The organism is Denitratisoma sp., assembly GCA_032027165.1.
Taxonomy (GTDB): Bacteria; Pseudomonadota; Gammaproteobacteria; order Burkholderiales; family Rhodocyclaceae; genus Desulfobacillus.
The window spans coordinates 3161168-3187683 of sequence record JAVSMO010000001.1 but is presented as its reverse complement, the minus strand read 5'-3'; the positions used below and the strand labels follow the sequence as shown (position 1 = coordinate 3187683).

The window sequence follows — 26516 nt, the reverse complement described above, 5'->3', positions numbered from 1 at the left end:
CGGCGAATTCTAACCGATCCCTCAGCGTCGCCCGCCATGTCCCATCATGATCGGAACTCCCTGCGACTCAACGCCATGCGGCGGAGCATTGCCGCGCTGGCGGCCCGCCTGATGGCCGAGGATGGCATTGCCGACTACGGCCTGGCCAAGCGCAAGGCGGCCCGCCAGCTCGGCGCGCCCGAAACCGAAGCCCTTCCCAACAACGCCGAAATCGAGGCTGAACTGCGCGCCTACCAGGCGATCTATCAGGAGGAGGAGCAGCGCGAGCGCCTGCAGGAAATGCGCGAAACGGCCGTCGAAGTCATGCGCCTGCTCGATCCCTTCCGGCCTTACCTGACCGGCGCGGTACTGGACGGCACAGCCGGGCGCTATGCCGAAATCGAACTGGAAGCCTTCCCGGACAGCAGCAAGGAAGTGGAGATATTCCTGCTCAACCAGGGCATTCGCTTCGAGCAGAACGAACCCCGGCGTGGCGGGGCAGAGGCGCCAGAGTGCGTACTCACATTCGACTGGAATGATCTCCCCGTAAGGCTGTCCCTGTTCGAGCCGGATGCCGAACGCGCCCATAAGCGCCGCAATGGCAGGATTTCCGAACGCGCCCGCCTGTCTTCGGTGGAAGCCCTGCTGGGTGCCGCTGCAGCATGAGCCGGGTGGTTCGCCATTCCCTGCTGATCATTGCGGTCTCGACCTTAGCCGCAACTGCAGGTTACTTTTACGGCAGGCCGCAGCCGGTATCCCCGCCGCCTCGCGAGTCTGCGCCGACCGCCGATGCGCCAGCCCGCCTGCTCGCCCTGACCCTGCCCGACCTGGAGGGCAGACTTCAATCGCTGTCGCAATGGAAGGGCAAGGTACTGGTGGTCAATTTCTGGGCAACCTGGTGCCCGCCCTGCAAGGAAGAAATGCCGGAATTTTCGAGAATCAGCAGTAAATACGCCGCGAACGGCGTCCAATTCATTGGCATCAGCATCGATTCCGCAGAGAAAGTCCTGGCATTCCGGAAAGAGATCGAGATTTCCTATCCGCTTCTCATCAGCAATCTGGAAACGCTCGACCTCTCAAGCGATTTAGGCAATCGCGCCAAGGCCTTGCCATTCACGGTCATACTTCGTCCGGACGGTACGCCGCAGCAAGTCAAGTTGGGCAAATTCGCCACGCCGGATCTGGAAAAAGCCATTCAGTCGGCGCTCCTGCCGAACTGACTTTTCAGGATAACACCCGCAAATCTGGACAAATTGCTGCGATTTGCGGCAAACTTGCGCACATGAATGCCAAGAAAGCCCGCCCAAGCACAACCAAGAATGCCAAGGGCAAGCAACGCATACTGGTCCTGCATGGGCCGAATCTCAATTTATTGGGTCTGCGGGAGCCGGAAATCTACGGACGCGAAACGCTGGCGGACATCAACGCAAGCCTTGCCAGGCAGGCCAAGTCGGCCTCGGTCGACCTGATTACCTTCCAGAGCAACCATGAGGGCGACCTGGTCGACCGCGTCCAAGCGGCCCGCAGCGAAGGGGTGGCCTTCATCGTCATCAACCCGGGCGGCTACACCCATACCAGCGTCGCCCTGCGCGACGCGCTGGCTGCAGTGGCCATACCGTTCGTCGAAGTGCATCTGTCCAATATCCACGCGCGAGAACCCTTCCGCCGGCATTCCTATTTCTCGGACATCGCCGCCGGCGTCATTTGCGGCCTCGGCAGCCACGGCTACCGGCTGGCCCTCGACTACGCGCTCAACCGCATTCGCTAGTTATCGTTCCGCAGCGGGGCTCCTGGACGGCCGCTGCGGCGTTCTTTAATGGAGGGAGAGAAAAAATGGACCTCAGAAAACTGAAGGCCTTGATCGATCTGGTGGAAAAGTCCGGCATTGCCGAACTGGAAATCACCGAAGGGGAGGAGAAGGTGCGCATCGCCAAGCAGGGCGGTTCAGCGCCAGCGCCCTCCTTTCATATGCACCACGCCAGCCCGGCGCCGCAAGCAGTGCCCGCCGCACCGGCTGCCGCGCCAGCCGAGCCGGTCGCCGCCGAACCGGAAGGCCATGCCGTCAAGGCGCCGATGGTCGGCACCTTTTACCGCTCTTCCGCGCCGGGCGCCCAGTCCTTCGTCGAAGTCGGCCAAACGGTCAAGGCCGGCGACACCCTCTGCATCATCGAAGCCATGAAGCTCATGAACGAGATCGAGGCGGACGCCTCGGGCGTGATCAAGGCCATCCTGGTCGAAAACGGCCAGCCGGTGGAGTATGGCCAGCCCCTCTTCATCATCGGCTAAATTCCCGCCATGTTCGAAAAGATCCTCATCGCCAACCGCGGTGAAATAGCCCTGCGCATCCAGCGCGCCTGCCGCGAAATGGGCATCAAGACGGTGGTCGTGCATTCCGAGGCCGACACCGAGGCCAAATACGTCAAGCTCGCCGACGAATCGGTCTGCATCGGACCGGCTCCCTCCTCGGCCAGCTACCTCAACATCCCGGCCATCATCTCGGCGGCCGAGGTGACGGACGCCGAGGCCATCCATCCCGGCTACGGCTTCCTCTCCGAGAACGCCGACTTCGCCGAGCGGGTGGAGAAGTCCGGCTTCGTCTTCATCGGCCCGCGGCCCGAAACCATCCGGCTGATGGGCGACAAGGTGTCCGCCAAGGACGCCATGAAGGTCGCCGGCGTGCCCTGCGTGCCCGGCTCGGACGGCGCCCTCCCGGAAGATCCCAAGGAGATCGTCAAGATCGCCCGCGCGGTCGGCTACCCGGTCATCATCAAGGCCGCCGGCGGCGGCGGCGGGCGCGGCATGCGCGTCGTGCACACCGAGGCGGCGCTGCTCAACGCCGTCACCATGACCCGCGCCGAGGCGCAGGCCGCCTTCGGCAATCCGATGGTGTACATGGAGAAGTTCCTGGAGAATCCGCGCCACATCGAGTTCCAGGTGCTGGCGGATTCCTACAAGAACGCCGTCTGGCTGGGCGAGCGCGACTGCTCCATGCAGCGCCGCCACCAGAAGATCATCGAGGAGGCGCCGGCGCCGGACATCGCCCGCCGCCTCATCACGCGGATCGGCGACCGCTGCGCCGAGGCCTGCCGCAAGATCGGCTACCGCGGCGCCGGCACCTTCGAGTTCCTCTACGAGAACAACGAGTTCTACTTCATCGAGATGAATACCCGCCTGCAGGTCGAGCACCCGGTGACCGAGTTCATCACCGGCATCGACCTGGTGCAGCAGCAGATCCGCATCGCCGCGGGGGAAAAGCTCGCTCTCCGCCAGCGCGACATCGAGCTGAAGGGCCATGCCATCGAGTGCCGCATCAATGCCGAGGACCCTTTCAAGTTCACGCCCTCGCCGGGGCGCATCGTCTCCTACCATCCGCCCGGCGGACCCGGCATCCGCGTCGATTCGCATGCCTACAGCGGCTACAACGTGCCGCCGCACTACGACTCGATGATCGGCAAGCTGATCGCCTACGGCGACACCCGCGACCAGGCCATCCGCCGCATGCGCATCGCGCTTTCGGAAATGGTGGTCGAGGGCATCAAGACCAACATCCCGCTGCACCAGGAACTGATGCAGGACCACCGCTTCGTCAAGGGCGGCACCAGCATCCACTACCTCGAGCAGAAGCTGGCCGCGAAGGACGAGGCCGTCAAGGGCAAGTGACGCCGGCCCATGTGGCTCTCCGTCTCGATCGCCACCGACGCCGCGCATGCCGAGGCGCTCTCCGACGCCTTGCTGGCACTGGGCGCCGTCTCGGTCGGCGTCGAGGATGCCGATGCCGGCACCGAGCGCGAGACGCCGCAGTTCGGCGAACCGGGCAGCTCGCCGGCGCCGCTGTGGGCGCATAGCCGCGTCGTCGCGCTTTTCGAGAAGGATGCCGACATCCCCCTGATTGCCGCGGCAGCGGCGGGCGAGGCAGGCCTGGCAGCCACCCCGCCATACGAAATCGCCGAAGTCGCCGAGCAAGACTGGGTGCGGCTGACCCAGTCGCAGTTCGAGCCGATCCGCATCAACGAAAGGCTGTGGATCGTGCCGTCCTGGCATGACGCGCCGGATCCCGGCGCGATCAATCTGGAACTGGATCCGGGGCTGGCTTTCGGCACCGGCAGCCACCCGACGACGCGGCTGTGCCTGGAATGGCTCTGCGCTCATGTGCAGGGCGCCGCCAGCGTGCTCGATTACGGCTGCGGTTCGGGTATATTAGCCATCGCCGCAGCAAAGCTCGGTGCTGGCCGCGTGACGGGCGTCGACATCGACGAGAACGCCCTCCTCGCGGCAGCCGGCAACGCCGAGCGCAACGGCGTGACGCTGCACCTGGTGCATTCCGCTCAGCCCCTCGACATGCAATTCGACATCGTCGTCGCCAACATCCTCACCAATCCGCTCTGCGTGCTGGCCCCCCTGCTCGCCGGGCGCACCCGGCCGGCCGGGCGGATCGCGCTCTCGGGCATCCTGTCCACTCAGATCGAGCAGGTCCGGCAGGCCTATCGGCCCGCATTCGACCTGACCGTCTGGGCCGAAAGGGAGGGTTGGGCCCTGCTGGAGGGCGTGCGGAAATGATGCTGACCCGCTGCCCGACGTGCAGCACGGCCTTCCGCGTCACCCCGGAGCAGCTCAAGGCGCGCGCCGGCAAGGTGCGCTGCGGCCATTGCAAGGCGGTATTCAATGCGCTGGAGTCGCTGGAGGACGCGCCGCCTGTCGCCGAGGCGGCGCCGCAGCCCGCTCCTGCCGCAGAGCCCATTCCGGCGGCTCCCGCCACAGCGCCTCCCGCCGAAACAGCCGCACCGGAAAATATTCCACCCGAGCCGCGCGCAGACGAGGCCGGGGCAGAAGCAGAGGCGGCTGAGGCCGAGGCGGATACGGCCGCTACCGGATCCGTCGACATCCTGCTCGAGGACATCCAGGCAACTGAGGTGCCGCCGCCCGCCCGGCAAGGCGGCACGTATGCCTGGGCCGCGGCCGGCGTGCTCGCGCTGGCCCTGCTGCTGGCGCAGGCCGTCTATGTCTTCCGCGCCGAACTGGCGCTCTCCCAGCCCGACTGGCGTCCGCAGCTGGAGGAACTGTGCAGCCAACTCGGATGCGACATTCCACTGCCGCGCAAGACCGATCTGGTCAGCATCGAGGCCTCGGACCTGCATCCCGATCCGCAGCAGAAGAACCTGCTGGTGCTGGCGGCCACGCTGAAGAACCGAGCACCCTTCGTGCAGGAATATCCGCACCTAGAGGTAACATTGACCGACATGCGCGACCAGCCGATGGTCCGCAGGGTTTTCGCGCCGGCCGAGTATCTGTCGGAGGGCGCGAATGTCCGCGCCGGCTTTGCCGCCAACGGCGATCTGGCGGTCAACCTCTGGCTCGACACCGGCAATGTCGGCGCCAGCGGCTACCGGCTGTACCTGTTCTACCCCTGAGCAACCCCCAACCTAGGAGAAAAACCATGACGACCGTTACCCTTGCAGGCAATCCCATCCATCTCAGCGGCGATCTGCCCAAGCCCGGCAGCGCCGCGCCGGCCTTCTCGCTGGTCGCCGCCGACCTGCGCGACCTGACTTTGAAAGACTTCGCCGGCAAGCGCAAAGTGCTCAACATCGTGCCAAGCCTGGACACCCCGGTCTGCGCCACGTCCACCCGCAAGTTCAACGAGCAGGCTGGCAGCCTGCCCAACACCGTGGTGCTGGTGATCTCGGCCGACCTGCCCTTCGCCATGAAGCGCTTCTGCGAGACCGAGGGCCTGAAGAACGTCGTCTCGCTGTCCACCATGCGCGGCCGCGAGTTCCTGAAGAACTACGGTGTCGGCATCGAGGACGGGCCGCTCGCCGGCATCACCGCGCGCGCCGTCGTCATCATCGACGAGAACGACAAGGTGGCCTACACCGAGCTCGTGCCCGAGATCAAGCAGGAGCCGAACTACGACGCGGCCCTTGCCGCACTCAAGTAATCGACAAGGAAAGGATCCCCGCGCAATGAGGACGCTGATCTGCGGCTCGATGGCCTACGACACCATCATGGTGTTCCATGACCGCTTCAAGAACCACATCCTGCCCGACCAGCTGCACATCCTCAACGTCGCCTTCCACGTGCCGGATATGCGGCGCGAGTACGGCGGCTGCGCGGGGAACATCGCCTACAGCCTCAAGCTGCTCGGCGGCGAGCCGCTCATCATGGCCACCGTCGGCGAGGACAGCGGGCCCTACCTGCAGCGGCTGGAGCGCCTGCAGCTCGACCGCAGCCACGTCAGGGAGGTGCCCTCGACCTTCACCGCCCAGGCCTTCATCACGACCGACCTGGACGACAACCAGATCACCGCCTTCCATCCGGGGGCGATGAACCACTCGCATTTCAACCATGTCGCCGATGCGCAGGGACTGACTATCGGCATCGTTGCGCCCGACGGGCGCGACGGCATGATGCAGCATGCGCAGGAATTCCACGACGCCGGCGTGCCCTTCATCTTCGACCCCGGCCAGGGGCTGCCGCTCTTCAACGGCGGCGAACTGCTGAACTTCCTGCAGCTGGCCGACTACTGCTGCGTCAACGACTATGAGGCCAGGCTGCTGTCGGAGAAAACCGGCAAGCCCGTCGAGGAATTGGCCGGCATGGTGGACGCCTTCGTCATCACGCTCGGTGCCAACGGCGCGGAAATCCATGCCGGCGGCCGGCGCCTCGCCATCCCCAGCGTCAGGCCGGACGACCTGATCGACCCGACCGGCTGCGGCGACGCTTTCCGCGCCGGACTGCTGTATGGCATCGCCAGCGGCATGGGCTGGGAGAAGGCGGGACGCCTCGCCTCGCTGATGGGCTCGATCAAGATCGCCCACCGCGGCGGGCAAAACCACAAGCTGGTGCGGGAGCAGATTGCCGGGCGCTACGAGGCCGCGTTCGGCGAGAAGCCCTGGTAAAGGTCCGAGCTACAGCGCCGCGCGCAGCTGTGCGGCGACGCGCTCCAGTTCTTCGCGCGAGGGATTCTTCACCGGCCAGGTGAACGTCAGGCCGTCGTTCTCCCAGCGCGGCAGCACATGGATGTGCGCATGAAACACGGTCTGTCCGGCCGCGGCGCCGTTGGCCTGATAGACGGAAATGCCGGCCGGCTTGAACACCGCCTCGATGGCGCGGGCCGCGCGCGCCGCCGAGCGGAACATCGCACCCGCCAGGGCCTCGTCCATGCCCTGCAGGTTCTCGACATGCGGCTTCGCCGCCACCAGCATGTGGCCGGGATTCACGCTGCCGATGTCCATGAAGACGAGGGTGTGCTCGTCCTGCAGCACCACCGTCGCCGGAATCTCGCCGCGCACGATCTTGCAGAATACGCAATCGTCCAATTTCTCCTCCATCACGTAACGTCTTCGCCCGCACAGTCGATCTGGAACACTTCCCGCTCAGGCAGGCGCACCGCCGTCAGATGCCGCCCCCACAGGCAGCCCGAATCGAGCGCCAGCAGGTTCGGCTCGATGCGGAGTCCCAGCGCCGACCAGTGACCGGTCACCAGGACATGGTCGGCACTCCTGCGACCGGGCACGGCGAACCACGGCAAATAACCCTCCGGCGCATCGGCCAGCTCGCCCTTGGTCTTGAATTCCATGACGCCGTCCGGCGAGCAGAAGCGCATCCGCGTCATGGCATTCACGATCACCCGCAAGCGCGGCCAGCCGGTCAGGTCATCACCCCATGACGGCGGCTCGCTGCCCCACATGTTGGCGAGGAAGTCGCGGTAGTTCTCCGCCTGCAGCGCTGCCTCGACCTCGCCAGCCAGTCGTTGCGCCTGCGCCACCGTCCACTGCGGCAGCAGGCCGGCATGCAACAGGGCATGACCGTCCTCGACATGCATCATGGGGCAATGGCGCAGCCAGTCGAGCAATTCGTCGCGGTCGTGCGCCTCCAGAATGGCATCCACCGTATCGTCATGATGCTTCTTCGAGTAGCCCTCGGACAGCATCAGCAGGTGCAGGTCGTGGTTGCCCAGCACCGTGATTGCAGCATTACCCAGTTCCTTGACGAAGCGCAGCGTCTCCAACGAATGCGGGCCGCGATTGACCAGGTCGCCGACCAGCCAAAGGCGGTCGCGCGCCGGATCGAAGCGGGCCAGGTCGAGCAGGCGGCGGAAGGAGTCGAAGCAGCCCTGGATGTCGCCGATGGCGTAGGTGGTCATGTCAGGAACAGGGCGGCAGCGGGGTGTGCCGGCATACGGCCAGACTGAACATACTTCACCAGTTCTCCCGCAACCTCATCCACCTTGAAGCCGCCGACCCGAACGGATGCCGGCAAGTCGCTGCCGCGAACGATCGACCTCACATAACCTTGAATGAAAACCCGCTCGATGATCTGGATGTCGCCAAGCTCGTAATAGGCGGACATCCCGAGCACATAGTCCGCCTTCACGAAGTCCACGAACGATATCGGCAGCATGCCCGCCCTCAGCAAAGGCAGATTGGCGGCAAGGCGGGAAGTCCTCTTGTTGCCGTTTGCGAAGGCCTGCAGATAAGGAAGGCGCGTCATCAGATAAAGCGCCGCCGCAACAGGTTCCAGTTTCACGGCCGTATCGACAACCAGTGCCAGCGCCCTGCCAATGTAACCTGTCCCGGGACGGAAAGGCGGCCCGTAGGCTGACCGCCCCAGCCGCACCTCCTCGTATTCCCTCGGCACGCCGAGTTGCCCGTCGGGCAGGAAATGCTCCGAATCCGCAGCATCGGCAAGCCCATGCCGGTCTGTAAGCAGGGAATGAAGCCGGCACAAGGTTTCGACGGTAAGTTCGCGGTGCGACCACAGATACTCGATGGCATTCTTGTGATTGAGAATGAGCAGCGCATCCTCGACCGGCTTGTCCGGATTGCGTTGGCCGTATTCGATCAGCGCCTGGGTATCGATGGCCGAGTAAGTGCCGCCCTCGAGCAACGACGAGGCCCATGAAAAATCGATCAGGAAATCCGCCAGAAACTTCCTGTCGAGCGGGCGCGAAATGGCATTGAGCTTGCGCAACCGCGCCGCCTTTTCCGGGGAGATCCCGGGTTCCGGCAATAGCTGCTCTTCACGGAAACCAACGGAGGGCCGCGCCTGCCAGTCGGTTTCAAAATAGCGCCGTATATCCTCCTCCGGGAATTGCGCCCCAGAAACATAGCGTATGCCAGGCCCCTTCCCGATCGCCTTGATGCGCCCTTCAGTCACCAGATCTCGCAGGCGGCGATTGAGCGTAGATCGGCTGATTCCGGCAAACCGTGCCCCCAAAGCATCGGGGGTGGCCCCATAAGGCCCCGCGACGACAATGGCTCGCATCAGATCTTCCGCAGACAAGGCCTTTGTTCGCGCCATTTTGACAATATTATTGTTTCCCTAACACATTGTAATATTAAGAATAACAATCCATCACGTCAAATTATCCGGAAAGCAGGAGATATGCGTCTTTTCATCGTGGCCTGCAATCTCTGGCCAGGGTGGCCTACCCGGCGTAGCCGTTCGGATTCATGCTCTGCCAGCGCCAGGCATCCCGGCACATCTGCTCTAGGCCGCGCTCGGCGCGCCAGCCCAGCAAGCGGGCGGCCAATTCCGGGTCGGCGTAGCAGGCGGCGACATCGCCCGCGCGCCGGGCAACGAAGCGATAGGGGATATCCCGGCCCGAAGCCTGGCGGAACGCCTCGACCACTTCCAGTACGCTGTAGCCGCGCCCGGTGCCAAGATTTGCGGTGATCACCGCGTGGCTTGTCGCCAGCTTCTCCAGCGCCGCCAGGTGGCCGCGGGCGAGATCGACGACATGAATATAGTCCCGCACTCCCGTGCCGTCCGGCGTCGGGTAATCGTTGCCGTACACATTGAGCGCCTCGCGCCGGCCCACCGCCACCTGGGCAATGAAAGGCACGAGATTGTTCGGCACACCGCCCGGATCCTCGCCGATCAGACCGCTCTCGTGGGCGCCGACGGGATTGAAATAGCGCAGCAGCGCGATCTTCCAGGCGGAGTCGGAACGGAAAAGATCCTGCAGGATCGACTCGACCATGACCTTGCTGCGGCCATAGGGGTTCGTCGGCCGCAACGGATGATCCTCGCCAACCGGCACCGCATCGGGGTCTCCGTATACCGTGGCCGACGAACTGAAGACCAGTTGCCTGACCCCGGCTTCAGACATCGCCTCGCACAACGTCAGCGTGCCGCCGACGTTGTTCTCGTAGTAGTCCAGCGGTCGCGCAACGGACTCCTCGACCGCCTTCAGGCCGGCGAAATGCAGCACCGCGCCGATGGCGTGTTCGCGGAACACCGCGCGCAGGGCTGCCGCGTCGCGCACGTCGCATTCGTGGAAGGCGACCGGCCGGCCTGCGATCCGCTCGATCCGCCCAAACACCTCGCGGCGGCTGTTGCACAGGTTGTCGACCACCACCACGCCATAACCGGCCTGCAGCAATTCAATACAGGCATGGGAACCGATGTAGCCGGCGCCGCCCGTTACCAGAATCGTGTTTGCGGATTTCATAAGCTCATTCCGGCTGGCGGGGTCGATACTCCGGGACGAACCGCGTCAGGTGTTGCTTGACGGCCTGTTCTCCCTGCGGCGCACCCAGCAGCCAGGCCACAAGATCCGCCATCTCCACCGCCGACAGCGCAGCCTGCGCCCGCGCGATGCGCAGCTTGGGATGCGGCGTCGGCAGCGTATGTTCGCCGTCGGCGAGCAGCTCTTCGAAGAGTTTTTCGCCGGGGCGCAAGCCGGTGAAGACGATCCTGATCTCCTCCTCGGTGTAACCGGAGAGCCGGATCATGTCGCGGGCCAGATCGACGATCTTCACCGGTTCGCCCATGTCGAGGACGTAAATTTCGCCGCCCTGCCCCATCAGGCCGGCCTGCAGCACCAGCTGCGCCGCCTCGGGAATCAGCATGAAGTAGCGGATGATGTCCGGATGCGTCACCGTCACCGGCCCGCCGCGGGCGATCTGCTCGCGGAACCGTGGAATCACACTGCCGCTGCTGCCCAGCACGTTGCCGAAGCGGACCGTGACGAAGTGCGTGCCCCCGCTCTCCGCCTGCAAGGCCTGGCAGACCATCTCCGCCAGGCGCTTGCTGGCGCCCATCACGTTGGTCGGATTCACCGCCTTGTCGGTGGACACCATGACGAACTTGTCGATGCCGGCCGCCATCGCCGCGCGCGCCACGCGCCAGGTTCCAAGCACATTGTTGCGCACCGCCTGCCAGGCGTTCTCGTTTTCCATGAGCGGCACATGCTTGTAGGCGGCCGCATGAAACACCACATCGGGCCGATACGTGGCAAAGGCGGATGTCAGGCTGGCCTCCTCCTTGACGTCGCCGACAAGGCAAACAATGCGAACTTCCGGGAAACTTGCGGAAAACTCCTGCTCGATGCGATAGAGGGCGAATTCGGACTGCTCGAACAACACCAGCTGTGCCGGCGCATAGTTGGCGATCTGGCGGCACAACTCGGAGCCGATCGAGCCCCCGGCGCCGGTTACCAGCACCCGTCGGCCCGTCAGCAGGCGGTGCAGCCCCTCGTCGTCGAGCTGAATCGGATCGCGGCCGAGCAGGTCTTCCAGTTCGACCTTGCGCACCTGCGAGACGGACACCTTGCCCGACAACACATCGGCCATGGCCGGCACGGTCAGCACAGTCAACCCCGCAGCGCCCGCCAGTTCCGCCGCCCGGCGGCGCTGTGCGGCCGACACGTTCGGCATGGCAATGATGGCATGCGTCACGTCGAGGCGCCCGGCCTGTTCGGCCACGGCAGCAAGCGGTCCGAGGATCGGCACGTCGACGAGGCGCCTTCCGTGCTTGGCTGCGTCGTCGTCGAGCAGGCCGACCACCCGCCACGCCGTACTGCGCGACAGATCCTTGAGCAGCATGGCCGCAGCGTCACCGGCGCCAAGCACCAGCACCGGCTGCCCGTCGTGCAGGTTCCGCGAGAAGAGGTGACCATCCTTCCAGGCCCGATACAGGAAGCGGTTGCCGCCCATCGCCAGCAGCAGCAGGATGGGGTGCAGCAGCAGGATCGAGCGCGGAATGCCGGCCGCCTGGATCATGTAGACGATGCCGGCCGTGGCAACCGCCCCCAGGCCCACCGCGATCAGCAGCCGGCGCAGATCGCCCATGCTGGCATAGCGCCAGATGCCGCGGTACAGACCGAACTTCAGGTAGATCACCGCATAGAGCGGCATCACCCAGGCCAGTGCCTTCCAGGAGGTCGCCACGAAATCCGGGGGGGTATCGAAATTGAAGCGGATCCAGTAGGCAGCCAGCCACATGAGGGCCGTCGCCGTCAGGTCGTGAATGAATGCGAGCAGTGCGCGCCAGTTCATTATTTATGTATCGCCCGAATTCCCAGCCATGCCAGAAAAGTCAGCCACGCCGGCACGGCGATCCACTGCATCCAGGCCGGCAATGCCAGCAGCGCCACGGCCATCAGCACGCCTGCCACCATCAGGGCGGCCCAGCGCAGCGTCATGCCGCGGTGTCCGTAGCCCATCTGCACCATGCGCTGATAGACATGTTCGCGATGCGCCTCCCACACGCGCTTTCCTTCCAGCGCGCGCCTCACCAGCGTCGCCGACGCGTCGAGCACGAACGGTGCAAACGCCAGCAGCGGGAACCACAAGGGCCAGGCGCCCTGCCATGACCCGACCAATCCCAGCCCGCCTGCCAGAAACCCTAGGGGGATCGATCCCACGTCCCCCATGAAGATTTTCGCCGGCGGCCAATTGAAACACAGAAAGCCGGCGCAGGCTGCCGCCGCCGAGGCGCACCACGTGGCCATGTTCGAGTCGCCGGCAATGGCGAAGCCCACCGCATAGGCCGCGAATCCCGCCACTCCCTGGCTTCCCGCCAGTCCGTCGGCGCCATCCATGAAATTGTAAAGGTTCGTCATCCAGCCGACGGCCAGCATCGCCGGCAGCCACCACCAGGCCGGCAGCGCGACCAGATGGCACAGTGACGCGGCTGCACCCAGATGCGCCGCCAGCCTCAGCCAGAACGGCAGGTGCCACAGGTCGTCCGCCAGCGAGAGCAGTGCCAGCCCCAGCACCATTGCCAGCAGGAGGTTCGGCATTCCAAGCCAGACTCCGGTCGCCAGCAGCGCCAGGACGATGCCCAGCCCGCCGCCATGCGGCGTCGGCCGTTCATGCAGGGATCGATGGTTGGGCCGATCCAGGCCGCGATCCGCAAATTTCAGGCGCAGCCGGACGATCGCCCAGGAAAGCGCGAAGGAAACCGGCACGGCAAGCCACAGCTTGCCTGTCATCATCGCCTCAGTTCAGCGCAAGTCATACCAGACTCCACGACCGCTGCCGTGTTGATTCAATACGCCGCGTTCGACCAAGGCCCGGAAGTGCTGCTTGAGGGTATTGCGACTGGCGCCTGTGAGCCTGATCGTCCCGCCGATCGTCACACGGCCATGCTCTCGAGCAAACTCGACAATCCGGAGCTGAAGCTCTGGCATGGCCGCCAGCACGATCTTCTCCCGCTCGATCTTCTTCTCCAATCGCTGTACCTGCTCAGCCAGGGAACGGAGGAAGAACACCAGCCACGGTTGCCAATTCGGCGACTCCGTGCGGATCGTTCCCTGGGTTTGGCGCAGCGCCAGGTAATAGGCTTCCTTGCTCTGTTCGATCACGCTTTCCAGCGAGCTGTAAGGCACATAGACGTAGCCGGCCTGCAGGAGCAGGAGTGTTGTCAGCACGCGGGAGAGCCTGCCGTTGCCGTCCTGAAAAGGATGAATTTCCAGAAACACAACGACGAACAGGGCGATGATCAACAAAGGGTGCAGGCGGGCCCCATCCACGCTTTGGCGTTCCTGATTCACCCAGGACACGAGTTCCGTCATCAGGCGAGGAGTGTCGAACGGTATTGCGGTCTCGAACACGATTCCGATCTGCGACCCATGCTCGTCGAAGGCGGCGACGCTGTTCGAGCTGGTCTTGTAGTTGCCGCGATGCCATGCGTCCTTTTCGCTGTGGCGCAGCAGTATCTGGTGCAACTGCTTGATGTGGTTCTCGGTGAATGGAATGTCGCGCCAGGACGAGAACACCAGATCCATCAGCTCGGCGTAACCGGCCACCTCCTGCTCGTCACGAGTGGAGAAAGACCTGATTTCCAGATTCGACAGAAGTTGCTCCACCTCACGATCGGACAGCTTGCTGCCCTCGATGCGAGTGGACGAGCCGATGCTTTCGATGGTGGCCACGCGCCGCAGGGCAGACAGACGATCGGGCGCAAGCGCACCCAAGGCGCGCCAGGCACCTTTGAATTCGTCGATCCTGGTGACGAAACTCAGGATTTCAGAAGTGATTTGTATCGTTTCAGAACGAAGCATGCGCCAATGCTACGCCCATTTACGCCCATTTTCCAGAAATGGGCGTAAATGGGCGGGATTCAGCCCGACATCTGCACTAACCAATCCCCAGCATCTCCCGCACGCCCTCCGCGAGGCCGATGCCAGCATGCCAGCCGAGCTCCCGGTCGATGCGGGCCGGCGAGTAGCAGGCCGACCCGAGCAGCCGATCCGTCACTTCCGAATTCAAGGGCAATGTCCGGCCGGCGAGTTTTCCCAGGCCATCGCCCAGCCATCCGCCAGAACGCAAAAGGACTGCCGACACCTGCCAGCGCGCGGGCGGCTTTCCAAGCGCGCGGCGAATCGCATCGTAGATCTCGCGCCCCGAATACGCCCTCGGGTCGGCCACGATGTAGGTGCGCCCGTTCGCCGCCGGCGCCTGCGCAACCAGGCGCATGGCCGCCACCACATCGCCCACATGCACCAACGAGCGGCGGTTGCCTGTCTCCGGCAGCGGCGGGAACCAGCCGGCACGAATGCCGCGCGCCATGCGCTCCAGATTGCCTCGTCCTCCTCGGCCATACACCATCGCCAGCCGCAGATTCACCACGTGCATGCCGTACTTCGCGCCCGCCTCCAGCACCGCCTCTTCGGCTGCGCGCTTGGCGCGGCCATAGGGCGTGTCCGGCTCGCCGGGCCAGTCCTCATCGACGCAGGCGTCGCCAGGTTCCGCCATCGCCTTGACGCTGGACAGGAACACGAAGCGGCGCACCCCCGCCTCGCCCGCGGCCATGAGCAGGTTGCGCGTGCCCTCGAAATTGATGCGCCGGTGTGCGTCGGGATCCGATGAAGAGAAGGCGTGGGCGTAGCCGGCGCAATGGAAGATGCTCTCGACGCCCTCGCAGGCCACCCGCAGCGATGCCGGATCGAGCAGGTCTCCCACGGCTGCGCCCGGTATCGCGCCGGCGCGGCGGACCAGCGCCCGGACATTCCCCTCACGGCTGAGTGCCTCCGTCAGTCGGCCGCCGACGAACCCGCTCGCACCCGTGACCAATGCCGGCATTCAAGCCTCCTTGCGGCCGGAAAGCGCTGTGTGCGCCGTCCCGCCGCGACTGACTTTTTCAGCGCTTGCCGCAATGTAGTGGCTGCTGCGGAAGAGGAAACGTTTTTCCACCCCATGCCACATCAGCACCGCGCCGGCCGCGACGGCGACGACCACCGCCGACAGGAACAGTCCGGGGCTGCCGCCGAACCAGCCCGCCTGCACGAACAGCTGGATGATCGGGAAATGCAGAATGTAGACGCCGTAGGAAAAATCGCCGTGCTTGCCGAAATTCCCGACATAGGGGAACAGTCCGAAAAACACCACGACGACCGCCAGGGCGAAGGGCTCGAACGCCGGCAACGGGACAATCCGGTCGACCGCCAGCACCGCAACCGCCGCCGCCAGAAAGTAAGCCTTGTGGCGGACGAAGAACGGCAGGTAGTAATAGAGGAAGGCGCCGGACATGAAGTAGGAAAGCTGCCCCGGCAGCTGCCGCGCGAGTTCGTGGTAGAGCCCGCTGCCCGTGCGCTCCGCCGCCGCCGTCAGCAAGGCGAAATAGGCCACCGAGGCGATGTAGACAAACAGCAGCGCCGGAAGACGGGGCACCTTGCGGAACAGGTAAGCGAACACCGGCACCGAAACGTAGAACATGACCTCGATCTTGAGGGTCCACAGCGCGCCGTTGACCGCAGACATGTGGTTCGCCTCGAAGACGCCTGGCAGGGTCGGCTGCAGGAAGTTCAGGAAAACGAGGTTGGCCAGAACGTACTTGAACCAGGCGGGCGAGAAATACTCCGCGAGCGGGCGCGCGCTGGCGAACGCCAGACCGAGTGCGCACAGCATCACCACCGTCAAATACGCCGGATAGATGCGCCGGACGCGCTTGCCCGCGTAGGCGCCGAGCGACGTCGAGCGCTCGTGGCTCATGAAAATCAGGAAGCCGCTGACCACGAAGAAGGCCTTCACCGCCACGGCCGTCGACAGGAAAGAGGCGATCCACGCCAGCTCGCGGAAGCCGGAGAGCTCGTAGGCATGCACCAGGCAGACGGTGCCGGCGAACAGCAGGCGCAGCAGGTCGAAGTTGTTCCTCGCCAGCCATTGCTCCGGATGCGACACGTCCGGCTCCGTCACCTTCGCGCCCCGGCCGCCGGCAGCCTGCCCCAATGCCGGATGAAATAGCGCGCCATGCTGCCGAGGTGCCAGGCCAGATGGCGCAGGTTGCGGTGGCTGGCGCGCTGCGCCGCATGCACCGCCGCGGCCTGCGGGCAGAGCACGATCTTGCGTCCCGCGTTCCACAGACGGATGCACAGGTCCACGTCCTCGTAATAGAGGAAGTAGTCCTCGTCGAAACCGCCCAACGCTGCATAGTCCGCCGCGACGAACAGCATGAACATCCCCGCCACCCAGTCGGGATGGAAAGGCGGATCGCTTCTCGCGTATCGGTAGCGCCCGTCCGCGACGCCCAGCAGTTTGGCGAACAGGCCGAGAAAGCCGGGGAAATGCCGAGCGCTGTCCTCGATCTCGCCGGCCGGGCTCGTCACCGCCGGCGCGCACAAGGCGACGCCGTCCTTCAGGCAGCCGAGCAGTGCCGGAAAGGGATTCGCGTCGAGCCGCACGTCCGGATTCAGGACGCAGTAATACGGCGCGTCGCAGTGCGCGAAGGCCGCATTGTGGTTGGCGCCGAAGCCCTTCGGCGCCGCGTTGCGCAGCACGACGATGCGGTCGGACAGCGCGACCGGAACCACCGGCTCCTGCTCGGGCACGTTGATCGTCAGGATCACGCGCGTCACTTCCGGGCAGCCGGCCAGGTCGCCCAGCAGCGCATCGATCATGCGGCCGTGGCCGTGGCTGACGATGGACACCGCAATCAAGGCCGTCCTCCCGCAGCGGCAAGCACCGCCTCCCGATAGACGCCGAGGACCCGCAGGGCATTGCCGTCCGCATCGAAATGCGTCTCTGCCAGCTGCGCCGCATTGCGGCCCAGCTCGGCCCGCTTCTCCGGGTTGGCGTAGAGGGACAGGATCGCCTCCGCCAGCTGGCGCGGCTCGCGCGGACGCACGGCCAATCCCGTCACGCCGTCGACGATGGTGTCGCCCATGGGCTTCGACACGGCTGCGATGCTCGGCACGCCGAAGAACGCCGCCTCGAATATCGGGCGTCCCGGCGCATCGAAATGGCTCGGGAAGCACACCACGTCGAAGCGGCGGTAAACGCTCGCCAGATCCGTCGTGAACGGCCAGAACTCGACCGCGTCCGACAGCGCCAGGGCTTCGATCCGCGCCTTCAGCTCCTCTTCGATCTCCTGCGACAGCCCGAGCCGCCGCAACACGAAGTCCCTCAAGGGCGAGCGGCGGCGCATGCTCTGGCCGACGAAAACAAAGCGGATGTCCGCCCCCTGCGCCCGGCACAGCGCGGCCGCCTCGACGAACTCCAGACAGCCCTTGGCGCGGGACAGCCCGCCCACCATGCCGACGGTGAACCTGTCATGCGCCGCAGCGGCAGACTGTTCGCCCCGCGTGACGCGCAGGCCGTTGTGGATCACCACCGTATCCAGCGACGGATCGAGGCTGGCCTTGACCGTTTCGTCGATGGCGATCAGCCGCGCCGCATTGTTGCGCAGCACCGCAGAGACCAGCCGGCCGCGCCAGCCCCGCAGCGGCTGCTGCACCGAGCGGACATGCACGATCACCGGACAGCCGAACAGGCGCCGCGCCAGCCAGATCGCCGGCAGCAGCGTCAAATCGTTGATGTGCACCAGGTCGACGCGGCCCCATTTCCGCTTCGCCGCCAGCAGGCCGCGCAGCGTCGTCGGCAGATAGGCCAGTTCGCGCAGCAGGACCAGCCAGCGCCAGCCCCGGTAATGGCTGTAGCGCGTGTTGTCAAACTGGGACACGCCCCCGCAGCCCAGCACCGCTACGCCCGCAGCCTCGAGGATTTCCTGGAACTGCCCGCTTCGCGTCAGCACGCGGGGCAGCACGGCGCCTGCCGGAAAACTCCGGATCAGTTCCAGCAGGCTACGGGATGCGCCGCCGAACGGCGCGGCGTGGTGCACGTAGAGCACCGTGATCGGCTTATCCGTGTGAGCTTGCGGCAAGCTCATTCGGTCAAGCCAGCGCCACCTGGAACCGCTTCACCCAGGCGGCAAAGCTGATCATGCGCCAGACCGTGAAGTCGAAAGGGCGTCTGCCGGCGATCACGTCGTCGGCAAGCCGCAGCGCCTCCGGCCGCAGCACTCCCTGCGACGCGGCCACCGCCTCCCCGACCGCCTGCCGGAATGCCTCCGGCGCCTCCTCGCGCATCCAGTGCTCCTCCGGCGTCACGAAACCCAGCTTGCTCATCCTGGTGCGAATTGTCTCCGGCAGCACGCCGCGCAGGCCCTCGCGCAGAACCCGCTTGGTCACCCCCCGATGGATCTTGCAGGCATCGGGCAGGCCCAGCACGAACTCCACCAGTTTGTGGTCGAGGAACGGCACCCGCGCCTCGATGGAATGCGCCATGGAATCGCGATCCTCCCAATGCAAAAGCATCTGCAGGTTGCTGCGCGTCAGCTGGCGGTAGGAGAGCTCGCCGATCGACATCGAAGCTCCCGTCTCGCCACGCATCGGATCGCACGGCGCCGCCCCCAGCCGCTGCAGATCGAGCCAGGCCGGCGCAGCCGTCTCCTTTCCGACCATCGCCCGCAGAGGATAGCGCAGCGCCGCCGGCAGCAGGGCGTCGGCCAGATACTTGATCGCCCACAGCGGGCCGTGGCCATGCACCTGCCTGGCGGCGCGTATTTCCCGCCAGAGCTCGATCCAGCGCAACTGCCGGAACAGGCTGGCGTACAAGGCGCCGTGGTAGCCCTGATACCCCGCAAGCTGCTCGTCCGCTCCCTGCCCGTCGAGCATGACCTTCACCCCATTGTCCGCCGCGAGGGCGAACACCGACCACTGCGCGAAGATGCTCGTCGAGCCGAACGGCTCGTCCTGATGCCAGGTGATGCGGTCGAGCTCGTCGAACAGGCGGCCGAGATCGGGGTAAACGTAATGCGCCTCGATGCCGGTGTGCCTGACGACTTCCTCCACATACTCGCGCTCGTCGAAGCGCGGAATGGCCGAGCACGACGAAAAGGCGTGCTGCCGCTCCTGCACGCCCTCCCCTCGCAGCAGGTCGTTCATGGCGCACACGATGGAGGACGAATCGAGGCCGCCCGACAGGCACGAGCCGACGGGCACGTCCGCCCGCAGGTGCGCCCGGACGGAAGACTCGAAGCGTTCCCGGAAGCGCGCCGCGGCCTCCGCCAGGCCGCCCGCGAAAGGGCTGCCGGCAAGCCGGTACCACTCGTGTGACGCCAGCCGTCCCGCCGGCTCGACAGCCAACGGTCGCCGCAAATCGAGCCGCACCGATGTCCCCGGGCGCAGCTGATAAACGCCGCGGAACATCGTCTCGTCGGTATGGTCGAGGATTCCCCAGGCCAGGAAATCGTAGGCGCGCTGGCCGTTGAGCACCGCCCGCCAGCCCGGCAGCACGGAGAACTGCTTGATCTCCGACGCGAACGCCACAATGCGATCCGGCGCCGCCCAGTAATACAGCGGCTTGATGCCGAAGCGGTCGCGCGCGGCGAAGAGCGTCGCCTCGACGCGATCGACCAGCACGAAGGCAAACATGCCATCGAGCCGCTCCAGGCACGCCTGCCCCCATTCCGCATAGGACGCCAGCAGGACTTCCGTGTCGGACCGGGAGACAAAGCGATGCCCCGACGACTCGAGCTCACGCCGCAACTCGAGATGGTTGTATATCTCGCCGTTGAACACGATCCAGTAGCGTCCGTCCCGATAAGACATCGGCTGGTGCCCGCCCGGCGAGACATCGAGAATCGACAGGCGCCGGTGGCCGAGCACGGCGCGCGCGCCTTGCGGCACGGTCGCGCCCGACACCGGCGCGTAGGGCAAGGACGCCGCGTAGCACGCCGCCGGCGTGTCCGTGCCGCCGCCGCACGAAGCGGCCAGGTTCGCTCCCTCGAAAGCCGCCCATCCCTCGTCGTCCGGGCCGCGATGCCGGATCGTGTCCAGCATCGCCTGGATTGAAGGCGACGGCTGGTCCCCGATTCCGAAAAGAGCGGCGATTCCACACATGATTGGTTATCGCAAGGACATTAGGATTTCAGCGCCCCACGAATCATTCGCAGGAGTTCCTCTCCCGACTCCTGCGACGATAGCTGACGCGCTGCGCGATGGGCATTGTCCTTGAACCGCCGGACTTGTTCCGTGGTGAGCCCATTGAGCAGTTTTGCCAGGGTGGCCGGGGAAAAGTCCTCGGCCACCAGGCCCAGGCCATGGTCCGAAACCAGACGGGCCATCTCCGGGCTCGGCCCGATGGCAATGCCCAGCCGCCCCTGAACGAACTCGAAAAACTTGTTCGGCAAGGCATGCATGTTGTTGAAGTTGCTGAATGGCAGAAGGTATACGCCGATGTCGTACCGATTCAGCACCGACGGAATTTCCTGCAAAGGCACCGGTTCGACAAAGCGTATGCGCGGGTTGCGGCCTGCCCGCTCGCGCAGCTCCCCGAAATATTTCGCATCGGTGCTCACCAGCATCAGATCGAGGGTGAATCGTTCGTCCAGGAAATCCATCAGATCGATCATCAGCTCGATCTGTCGCGATCGATTTATCCCGCCATGGTGGATCAGGCGAATCCGTCCCTCCTGCACCTCGGATGGCTGCAGATCCCGATATTCGGCCGCATTCATCACTATCGAGCAACGAACACTGAAATTGCGTTCGTACTCGTCTGCGATTCCCCGGGAAACGGTGCAGACCGCATTGGCGCGCGACAGATACTTGCGGCATAACCAGGACTTGTAGCGCTGGAAGAACAAACGCCATTTCCATCCTTCCATCTCCCTCGGCGAGTATTCATGTGCATCCAGAATGACCGGGGCACCCTTGGCAATTTCCAACGCAACCGGCAGCGCCTCTACGTCGTTGGCCAATACCAAGTCGAATTTCTCGCTGGAGAACTTGTCGCGTGCCGCAATGGCGGCCGGACGTTTCCAATAATGAAAGGTGAAGGCTCCGGAAAGAAGCTGGATTGCCTTGGCCGCCTTGTGCACAAAAGATCGCCCGTCCTCCGGCAACATCGCCATGGAAACACCGGCCATCTGCAGGCGGCCGAACCCCGCCACTACCAGTTCGAACTCGTCCTTCAGGAGCGCCAGCTGACGACGAACTCTCGGGTCGGTCTCAATCGTCGAAAACGATATGATCAGCAGCCGCCGCATGTCGTCAGTGAGGGCGAAGCCTGCGAATCAGTCCCAGCCCGGCCTTTGCAGCACGCAGGGCGATCGGGTGGCCGTCCAGGGCCTGCCGGACGTTCTGCCTGATGGCCTGGGCCCGCCACTTCCTGGCATATTTTCGCGGCATCTCTTCCTGATATTTCCTGATGGCTGCTTCGACGGGTGCCGCAGGCGAATGGACGTTTTTCCGTCCTAGGCATTCGGTTATCAGACCAACCAGGCGCTCGGCTTTTGCCGAATATCGCAACTCCTTCGTGTCCAGAATGGTTGCCCGGCAGTTTGCCGTCAGTTGCCCGACCAATCCGTGGTCGCGCATGGCTGCAGCGACATTATCGAAGTCAGAAGCATCGGCACGAATCGGAATGTAGTGTTCCCACGGACGAACGATGCCGCTGTAATCGCCTTCCACCAGGATTTGGCAGCTGTTCAACACTGCGGCCTCAAGCACGCGCGGAGAGATCGCCGTGAACTCGTATTTCCCGTCGAGCCCCTTGAAGAACTTCTCCTCAATTTCCTCGAAGGTGGCGGCCGGGTGTTCCTTGAGATATGCCCGGATTCCCCGTTGAATTTCACCCCGCGGATCCAGGAGACTGCTGCCGCTGTTCGCTCCGAGCGTAAACTTGCTGTCGTTGATGAAATCCAACCATTTCCTTCCCAGCAACGTCCCCTGATCGCCCAGTACGATATCCGTTACAAAGCCATGCGGGCGAGCAGCGGCCTCAACGGCAGGCCCGATTCTCCATTTCGTCTCACCCAACCGGCCGAAATATGGCGGAAGCTTCTTGGCGCGATAGCCTATGTCGATGCGTCTTTCCAGCCAGGGCTTCAATTCGAAGCTCAGCAACGATTCATCGACATAGCCTGTGTAGCCAAGAACAACTCTTCCGATCTTGCTGTACTTAGGAAAAAGCACATCCCAGTGCTTCGCGACCACCGAAACGACGACATCCACCCCCCATTCACACATCCACTCATCGAGCAGTTCGTTGCAGTCGTATTCGTCCTGGGGTAGCGCAATTTTGACGGCATTGGATTGCCGTACGAAGTCATAGGCAGACTTCAGCCGCTGGAAGCGTTTTGGTAGCGACCAACGATGCCAAAGAAAAGTGACATCCAAAATAATGGCGTGAAACGCCACAGTTTTTACATATTCGGGCAGCTCAAGCGCAACGTCATGGTAGATGTAATTATGTCTTGGTAAATTTCTGGAAAGGCAATAGACGTGTCTCGACAAAAAATCTGCAGTGTTAGATGGATTTCCCAGTCCGTGCAGAACGAGGATATTCAACCGATCCATTAGTTGTCAGCCAAGCACGCCACTTAACTTTTTACGCTTGGCTAGCATCAATGAAATGACGATGCCAAAGCTCCAAGCTTATGAGTGCCCACAGATTTCTGCCATAATCACTTTGTGAATCAAGTACCGCATCCAGCGGGATTTTTTCTCGTAAGTACGGTCTCGTCTGTGCTTGGCTTGTCCCCAATAAGTCCCCGATAAAATCACGCGCAAGACCTCCGCGCTTCAACCAGAGATTCAATGGTACTGGGAACCCCATCTTGTCTTTTCGGTCTCTAATTACTGTCGGCAACTTCGGCGAAAATACCGATCTGAGTAGCCGTTTCAACTCACCGTTCTTAAACTTAATATCTGCTGGAATAGTTGCAGCAAACTCCACGAGCGGATGATCAAGGAACGGCACTCTCGCCTCAACCCCGTGGGCCATGCTCATTCGGTCTTCCACTTGGAGAAGTGCCGGCAGGAGCGTTTTGAAATCAAAATGCGTCATTGAATCAAAATATGACTCACTACCAACGTTACTACCCCAATAAATCTCTTTGAATTCCTCAAAGGTATTTGTCTGATCGAGGACGTCTGTTGTCAGTATCCCTCCAAAGGTATTAGCGCGGTTAACAAGACGCCAATAACGCTCGTCACGCTCTCCAAATAATCCTTTCGCCCAAAATTCGCGCAGCATCGGCTTGTATTGGCGCAATGTTTCCAGATTGGGAATGATCGATTCATAGGTCACCAGATAATTGCCGCTGTGCAGAGTGCCTTCGATAGCACCCTTGATGCACTGTTCGAAGTACGCCACAAGGTAGCGCGCATATCCCCCGAAAATCTCATCGCCGCCCTGTCCGCCCAGCACGACCTTGATGCGTTCGCCAACCCGCTTCGAAACCATGTACTGGGGAAAGGATCCTGGGCCGGCAGTCGGCTGATCCAGATGCCAGATGACCTTGGCTATATAATCAACAAAGTCCTGCTCGCCAATATCCGCGACATGCAATTGCATATCGCGCTCATCAGCAAGAGCCTGTGCATAACGCGACTCATCGAAATTCAAACCCTCTGTAAAGCGCCCGTTGAAAATTTGAAAACGCGTTCCGGGCCTTACATCGCGCGCCAATACAGCAAGCAAACTTGAATCAACACCGCCGCTGACATAACTACCAACTTCGACATCAGCGCGCAGATGAACGCGCACAGAATCTTCCAGCAAATCGACCAACCGCTCTGTAAACCATTTTTCCGTGTGGTCGTAATCGATCTCGTAATGAACTTCCCAGTAACGCTTCGGCCGTGGTGTTTCTCCTGGTCTGCACTGCACGAGATGGGCTGGTGGCAGTTGCCAGACTCCATCCATTAGATTCTTCTCGCCAAGGCAGAATTGGAAGGTAAAGTAGTCGGAAAGAGCAGCCTTATTTATCTCGCGACGATCAAGAAAAGGTAATATGGCCTTCAACTCTGAAGCAAAATATAGACCTGATGATGACTTGGCCCAATATAGGGGTTTGATGCCAAAACGATCTCGCGCCAAGAACAATTTCTTTTCAACGTCATCCCAGATCGCAATCGCAAACATTCCGCGCAATCGACTGACGCAATCAGTTCCCCACTTTTGAAATGCTCGGAGAATTACCTCAGTATCAGAATGTGTGCGGAATGCTTGTAACCCAAGTTCTTCACGTAGCTCTATGTAATTGTAGATTTCACCGTTATAGATGATGGTAAATCGCCCATCATCGCTTTTCATTGGCTGCGCTCCAGCCTCCAAATCGATGATTGACAATCGCACATGCCCCAGCCCTATCTGGCCATTTCCAGACACCCAGGTACCTGCACCATCGGGGCCCCGGTGACGGAGAAGGGTCATTCCCCTTCCCAACTCGCTCGTAGATGTTTGTATTAAGCGAGGTTGGTTTAGGACAAAGCCGAAAATTCCACACATATATCTGCCTTACTATTCAACTATGGCCGCCGTAAGCTGCCAAACTCTAGAATAGTACGTATTCGTTGTGCTACAGGGCGCAACACTTTTCGCACCTGATCCGGCAGCTTGCTCCAAATAAATTGAAGGAAATAAACAAAGCGCATGCTGTTTTGTTTGAGCACCCGTGCTGTTACGCATGAATCTGCGCCCATCACAACTATTTCGAGCACAGCGCTCGGTTCGTCAGATTTCCGAATCAGAACTTGAAGCGTGTCAATGGATATATCTTCTAGGGAGCAATCAATCTGTTGGAAGGCCTTTCTACTTAAATTTTCCTGAGTCCATTGCTTCGCAATCTGCCCCTCCTTTAAGCCAACGATTTCAAAAATCTTCGGGGGAGGCGCACATTCTGTATCCCAGCGAATAGCCACACCTTCAACCTTAATGGTTCGCTCTAAAACAAACTCGATACCACTAGCATTGGCGTCAAGCTCTGGGCCTTTTATGGTTGGACGGTTAGCTCTCTTTGCTGAAAAGAAGAACGAGTGATCATGAAATTTTTGTGTATTCCAGCTTTGAATCGCTGGAAAGTGGGCTTTTAGCCATTCAAACTCTTCGTCCAGGTAGGCATTCTTTGCTGCCACAAAGGAGGGACGCCACTCCTCCTGCATAATCCGATCTACAAGCTGGACCATGGCCCTATATGAATACTTCTCGTTTTTTGCCACTTCCTCGTAGGCTTGCTGGATAATTTCGCCTGCAGCTTCTGGAGAGCGTAGGATGCGGACCACCTCATCCATGTTTGAATGATCTCGCTTAAGCGGAACATAATGACGCCAAGGCGTAAGCACACCTGAATAGTGCCCCTCATACAGAATCATGAGTGTTCGTAATGCTGCCGCTTCAAAACAACGAGGGGAGATCACGTTCATCATGATCTTGCCGTCTTCGTCTTTAAAGTACAGATCATGAAGTCTGTCGAAACTCTCATTAGGGTGCCGGCTAAGATGTGCTTCAACATTCCGCTGTATGTCCCCTGTAAAATCACAGACGCTCGCTCCGCTTTCTGTACCTAGAGTGGCTTTACAGTTCGTAAGAAATTCAATCCAGTGATCTCCATAAATGCGGTCTTCTTCGCTACAAGAAATATCCACCTTAAGCCCATACTGCGGCGCGTCCGCAAGAAATTTCTCAGCGATTTGCCATTTTTGCAGTGTGTGTGATCCCATCCAGGCAGGCAACTTCCGCGCCCGATACCCCACATCTAGATTTCTCTCAGTGTATGGTTTAACAGTAATGTTCACTAAGTCCTGTGGCACGTAGCCTGCCAAGACTGTCGTCTTTCGAACTCCCGGCAATTTCGTTGGGCTATAGACCTGATCGATAATTTCAGGTCCTGTTAGAGGAAAGAGTGCGTGAATGCCCATATAGGCAAACGCGTTCACGGTATCGTTAATCCATCGGTAATCGTCTTGCACAAACGCTGCCTTAAACCCCGCAAATTCTCGAATACGAAGTCGATCGGCCGGTGAAATGTAGTTGTCGTAGGAAGCAATAAGGCTGTAATGAAATACCAATGCGTCAAATCGAGACAGATCCAACCACTTCGGCAAATTTCCAAGTATGGAAAGTATGTAGTAATCGTTCTCAGAGTGGTTGGGGAACGCAAAAATGTGATCGAAAATCGTCCCTGCAGCACCCGGATAGTAATTGCATAGAAGCAATACTTTCTTTTTCGATTGGCCACCCAAC

Annotated in this window: 25 protein-coding genes; 9 read left to right on the top strand and 16 right to left on the bottom strand. The window is 62.0% G+C overall.

Going from position 1 to position 26516, the window contains the following annotated elements; genetic code table 11:
- Window positions 1-75: 75 nt before the first annotated feature.
- From ROZ00_15565 to ROZ00_15525, 9 genes are all read left to right on the top strand, one after another.
- Entirely contained in the window at window positions 76-645 is a 570-nt protein-coding gene (locus ROZ00_15565; GenBank protein ID MDT3737647.1) for a nucleotidyltransferase, read from the top strand.
- Window positions 642-1199 carry a redoxin family protein gene (locus tag ROZ00_15560; protein MDT3737646.1) on the top strand — a complete coding sequence of 186 codons (558 nt, stop codon included), beginning with the start codon at window positions 642-644 and terminating at the stop codon, window positions 1197-1199. The genes ROZ00_15565 and ROZ00_15560 overlap by 4 nt, the downstream gene beginning before the upstream one ends.
- A gap of 62 nt (window positions 1200-1261) precedes the next feature.
- On the top strand, window positions 1262-1747 hold the full coding sequence (gene aroQ / locus ROZ00_15555) for a type II 3-dehydroquinate dehydratase (GenBank protein ID MDT3737645.1): 486 nt from the start codon (window positions 1262-1264) through the stop codon (window positions 1745-1747).
- A 65-nt stretch (window positions 1748-1812) separates the two neighbouring features.
- Window positions 1813-2265: an acetyl-CoA carboxylase biotin carboxyl carrier protein gene (gene accB / locus ROZ00_15550; GenBank protein ID MDT3737644.1), complete on the top strand. Its 453-nt coding sequence runs from the start codon at window positions 1813-1815 to the stop codon at window positions 2263-2265.
- Between the two features lie 9 nt (window positions 2266-2274).
- Window positions 2275-3639, top strand: a complete 1365-nt coding sequence (gene accC, locus ROZ00_15545) for an acetyl-CoA carboxylase biotin carboxylase subunit (GenBank protein MDT3737643.1) — start codon at window positions 2275-2277, stop codon at window positions 3637-3639.
- Window positions 3640-3648: 9 nt separating this feature from the next.
- A complete protein-coding gene (gene prmA, locus ROZ00_15540; GenBank protein ID MDT3737642.1) occupies window positions 3649-4536 on the top strand; it encodes a 50S ribosomal protein L11 methyltransferase in 888 nt (295 codons plus the stop codon).
- Complete coding sequence (locus tag ROZ00_15535; protein ID MDT3737641.1) at window positions 4533-5387, top strand: DUF3426 domain-containing protein; 855 nt, start codon at window positions 4533-4535, stop codon at window positions 5385-5387. Before prmA ends, ROZ00_15535 begins: the two co-directional genes overlap by 4 nt.
- A gap of 26 nt (window positions 5388-5413) precedes the next feature.
- Window positions 5414-5914: a thiol peroxidase gene (gene tpx / locus ROZ00_15530; protein ID MDT3737640.1), complete on the top strand. Its 501-nt coding sequence runs from the start codon at window positions 5414-5416 to the stop codon at window positions 5912-5914.
- Between the two features lie 25 nt (window positions 5915-5939).
- Complete coding sequence (locus ROZ00_15525) at window positions 5940-6875, top strand: carbohydrate kinase family protein (GenBank protein MDT3737639.1); 936 nt, start codon at window positions 5940-5942, stop codon at window positions 6873-6875.
- Window positions 6876-6884: 9 nt separating this feature from the next.
- Here ROZ00_15525 and ROZ00_15520 read toward each other — a convergent pair whose 3' ends face one another.
- The 16 genes from ROZ00_15520 to ROZ00_15445 form a co-directional block, all read right to left on the bottom strand.
- Complete coding sequence (locus ROZ00_15520) at window positions 6885-7295, bottom strand: HIT family protein (protein MDT3737638.1); 411 nt, start codon at window positions 7293-7295, stop codon at window positions 6885-6887.
- Between the two features lie 11 nt (window positions 7296-7306).
- A complete protein-coding gene (locus ROZ00_15515; protein MDT3737637.1) occupies window positions 7307-8122 on the bottom strand; it encodes a symmetrical bis(5'-nucleosyl)-tetraphosphatase in 816 nt (271 codons plus the stop codon).
- Window positions 8119-9243 (bottom strand): Fic family protein, encoded by a 1125-nt coding sequence (locus ROZ00_15510; GenBank protein MDT3737636.1) that lies wholly within the window; start codon window positions 9241-9243, stop codon window positions 8119-8121. Before ROZ00_15510 ends, ROZ00_15515 begins: the two co-directional genes overlap by 4 nt.
- Before the next feature lie 163 nt (window positions 9244-9406).
- Window positions 9407-10432: a UDP-glucose 4-epimerase GalE gene (gene galE / locus ROZ00_15505; GenBank protein MDT3737635.1), complete on the bottom strand. Its 1026-nt coding sequence runs from the start codon at window positions 10430-10432 to the stop codon at window positions 9407-9409.
- A gap of 4 nt (window positions 10433-10436) precedes the next feature.
- Window positions 10437-12260, bottom strand: coding sequence for a nucleoside-diphosphate sugar epimerase/dehydratase (locus ROZ00_15500; GenBank protein MDT3737634.1), 1824 nt, complete (start codon window positions 12258-12260; stop codon window positions 10437-10439).
- Window positions 12260-13201 (bottom strand): glycosyltransferase family 4 protein, encoded by a 942-nt coding sequence (locus tag ROZ00_15495; protein ID MDT3737633.1) that lies wholly within the window; start codon window positions 13199-13201, stop codon window positions 12260-12262. The genes ROZ00_15500 and ROZ00_15495 overlap by 1 nt, the downstream gene beginning before the upstream one ends.
- 9 nt (window positions 13202-13210) lie before the next feature.
- Window positions 13211-14269: a DUF977 family protein gene (locus tag ROZ00_15490; GenBank protein MDT3737632.1), complete on the bottom strand. Its 1059-nt coding sequence runs from the start codon at window positions 14267-14269 to the stop codon at window positions 13211-13213.
- 76 nt (window positions 14270-14345) lie between these two features.
- Window positions 14346-15290: an NAD-dependent epimerase/dehydratase family protein gene (locus ROZ00_15485; protein MDT3737631.1), complete on the bottom strand. Its 945-nt coding sequence runs from the start codon at window positions 15288-15290 to the stop codon at window positions 14346-14348.
- Entirely contained in the window at window positions 15291-16403 is a 1113-nt protein-coding gene (locus tag ROZ00_15480; GenBank protein ID MDT3737630.1) for an acyltransferase, read from the bottom strand.
- Window positions 16400-17134 carry a glycosyltransferase gene (locus ROZ00_15475; GenBank protein MDT3737629.1) on the bottom strand — a complete coding sequence of 245 codons (735 nt, stop codon included), beginning with the start codon at window positions 17132-17134 and terminating at the stop codon, window positions 16400-16402. Before ROZ00_15475 ends, ROZ00_15480 begins: the two co-directional genes overlap by 4 nt.
- Before the next feature lie 5 nt (window positions 17135-17139).
- Window positions 17140-18372 carry a glycosyltransferase family 4 protein gene (locus tag ROZ00_15470; GenBank protein MDT3737628.1) on the bottom strand — a complete coding sequence of 411 codons (1233 nt, stop codon included), beginning with the start codon at window positions 18370-18372 and terminating at the stop codon, window positions 17140-17142.
- Between the two features lie 4 nt (window positions 18373-18376).
- A complete protein-coding gene (gene asnB / locus ROZ00_15465) occupies window positions 18377-20386 on the bottom strand; it encodes an asparagine synthase (glutamine-hydrolyzing) (protein MDT3737627.1) in 2010 nt (669 codons plus the stop codon).
- Between the two features lie 20 nt (window positions 20387-20406).
- On the bottom strand, window positions 20407-21534 hold the full coding sequence (locus ROZ00_15460; GenBank protein ID MDT3737626.1) for a glycosyltransferase: 1128 nt from the start codon (window positions 21532-21534) through the stop codon (window positions 20407-20409).
- 4 nt (window positions 21535-21538) lie between these two features.
- Complete coding sequence (locus tag ROZ00_15455) at window positions 21539-22837, bottom strand: hypothetical protein (protein MDT3737625.1); 1299 nt, start codon at window positions 22835-22837, stop codon at window positions 21539-21541.
- Window positions 22838-22877: 40 nt separating this feature from the next.
- A complete protein-coding gene (gene asnB / locus ROZ00_15450; protein MDT3737624.1) occupies window positions 22878-24782 on the bottom strand; it encodes an asparagine synthase (glutamine-hydrolyzing) in 1905 nt (634 codons plus the stop codon).
- A gap of 20 nt (window positions 24783-24802) precedes the next feature.
- Window positions 24803-26515, bottom strand: coding sequence for a glycosyltransferase (locus tag ROZ00_15445; GenBank protein ID MDT3737623.1), 1713 nt, complete (start codon window positions 26513-26515; stop codon window positions 24803-24805).
- Between the last annotated feature and the right edge of the window lies 1 nt (window position 26516).

Excerpts from the sequence above, each read along its gene's own strand:
- asnB (MDT3737624.1), bottom strand. The coding sequence starts at position 24,782 with ATGTGTGGAATTTTCGGCTTTGTCCTAAACCAACCTCGCTTAATACAA.
- tpx (MDT3737640.1), top strand. The coding sequence starts at position 5,414 with ATGACGACCGTTACCCTTGCAGGCAATCCCATCCATCTCAGCGGCGAT.
- ROZ00_15525 (MDT3737639.1), top strand. The coding sequence starts at position 5,940 with ATGAGGACGCTGATCTGCGGCTCGATGGCCTACGACACCATCATGGTG.
- accB (MDT3737644.1), top strand. The coding sequence starts at position 1,813 with ATGGACCTCAGAAAACTGAAGGCCTTGATCGATCTGGTGGAAAAGTCC.
- aroQ (MDT3737645.1), top strand. The coding sequence starts at position 1,262 with ATGAATGCCAAGAAAGCCCGCCCAAGCACAACCAAGAATGCCAAGGGC.
- asnB (MDT3737627.1), bottom strand. The coding sequence starts at position 20,386 with ATGTGTGGAATCGCCGCTCTTTTCGGAATCGGGGACCAGCCGTCGCCT.
- ROZ00_15490 (MDT3737632.1), bottom strand. The coding sequence starts at position 14,269 with ATGCTTCGTTCTGAAACGATACAAATCACTTCTGAAATCCTGAGTTTC.
- galE (MDT3737635.1), bottom strand. The coding sequence starts at position 10,432 with ATGAAATCCGCAAACACGATTCTGGTAACGGGCGGCGCCGGCTACATC.
- ROZ00_15535 (MDT3737641.1), top strand. The coding sequence starts at position 4,533 with ATGATGCTGACCCGCTGCCCGACGTGCAGCACGGCCTTCCGCGTCACC.
- accC (MDT3737643.1), top strand. The coding sequence starts at position 2,275 with ATGTTCGAAAAGATCCTCATCGCCAACCGCGGTGAAATAGCCCTGCGC.
- ROZ00_15495 (MDT3737633.1), bottom strand. The coding sequence starts at position 13,201 with ATGATGACAGGCAAGCTGTGGCTTGCCGTGCCGGTTTCCTTCGCGCTT.
- ROZ00_15460 (MDT3737626.1), bottom strand. The coding sequence starts at position 21,534 with ATGCGGCGGCTGCTGATCATATCGTTTTCGACGATTGAGACCGACCCG.
- ROZ00_15565 (MDT3737647.1), top strand. The coding sequence starts at position 76 with ATGCGGCGGAGCATTGCCGCGCTGGCGGCCCGCCTGATGGCCGAGGAT.
- ROZ00_15500 (MDT3737634.1), bottom strand. The coding sequence starts at position 12,260 with ATGAACTGGCGCGCACTGCTCGCATTCATTCACGACCTGACGGCGACG.
- prmA (MDT3737642.1), top strand. The coding sequence starts at position 3,649 with ATGTGGCTCTCCGTCTCGATCGCCACCGACGCCGCGCATGCCGAGGCG.
- ROZ00_15485 (MDT3737631.1), bottom strand. The coding sequence starts at position 15,290 with ATGCCGGCATTGGTCACGGGTGCGAGCGGGTTCGTCGGCGGCCGACTG.
- ROZ00_15515 (MDT3737637.1), bottom strand. The coding sequence starts at position 8,122 with ATGACCACCTACGCCATCGGCGACATCCAGGGCTGCTTCGACTCCTTC.
- ROZ00_15560 (MDT3737646.1), top strand. The coding sequence starts at position 642 with ATGAGCCGGGTGGTTCGCCATTCCCTGCTGATCATTGCGGTCTCGACC.
- ROZ00_15470 (MDT3737628.1), bottom strand. The coding sequence starts at position 18,372 with ATGAGCTTGCCGCAAGCTCACACGGATAAGCCGATCACGGTGCTCTAC.
- ROZ00_15510 (MDT3737636.1), bottom strand. The coding sequence starts at position 9,243 with ATGCGAGCCATTGTCGTCGCGGGGCCTTATGGGGCCACCCCCGATGCT.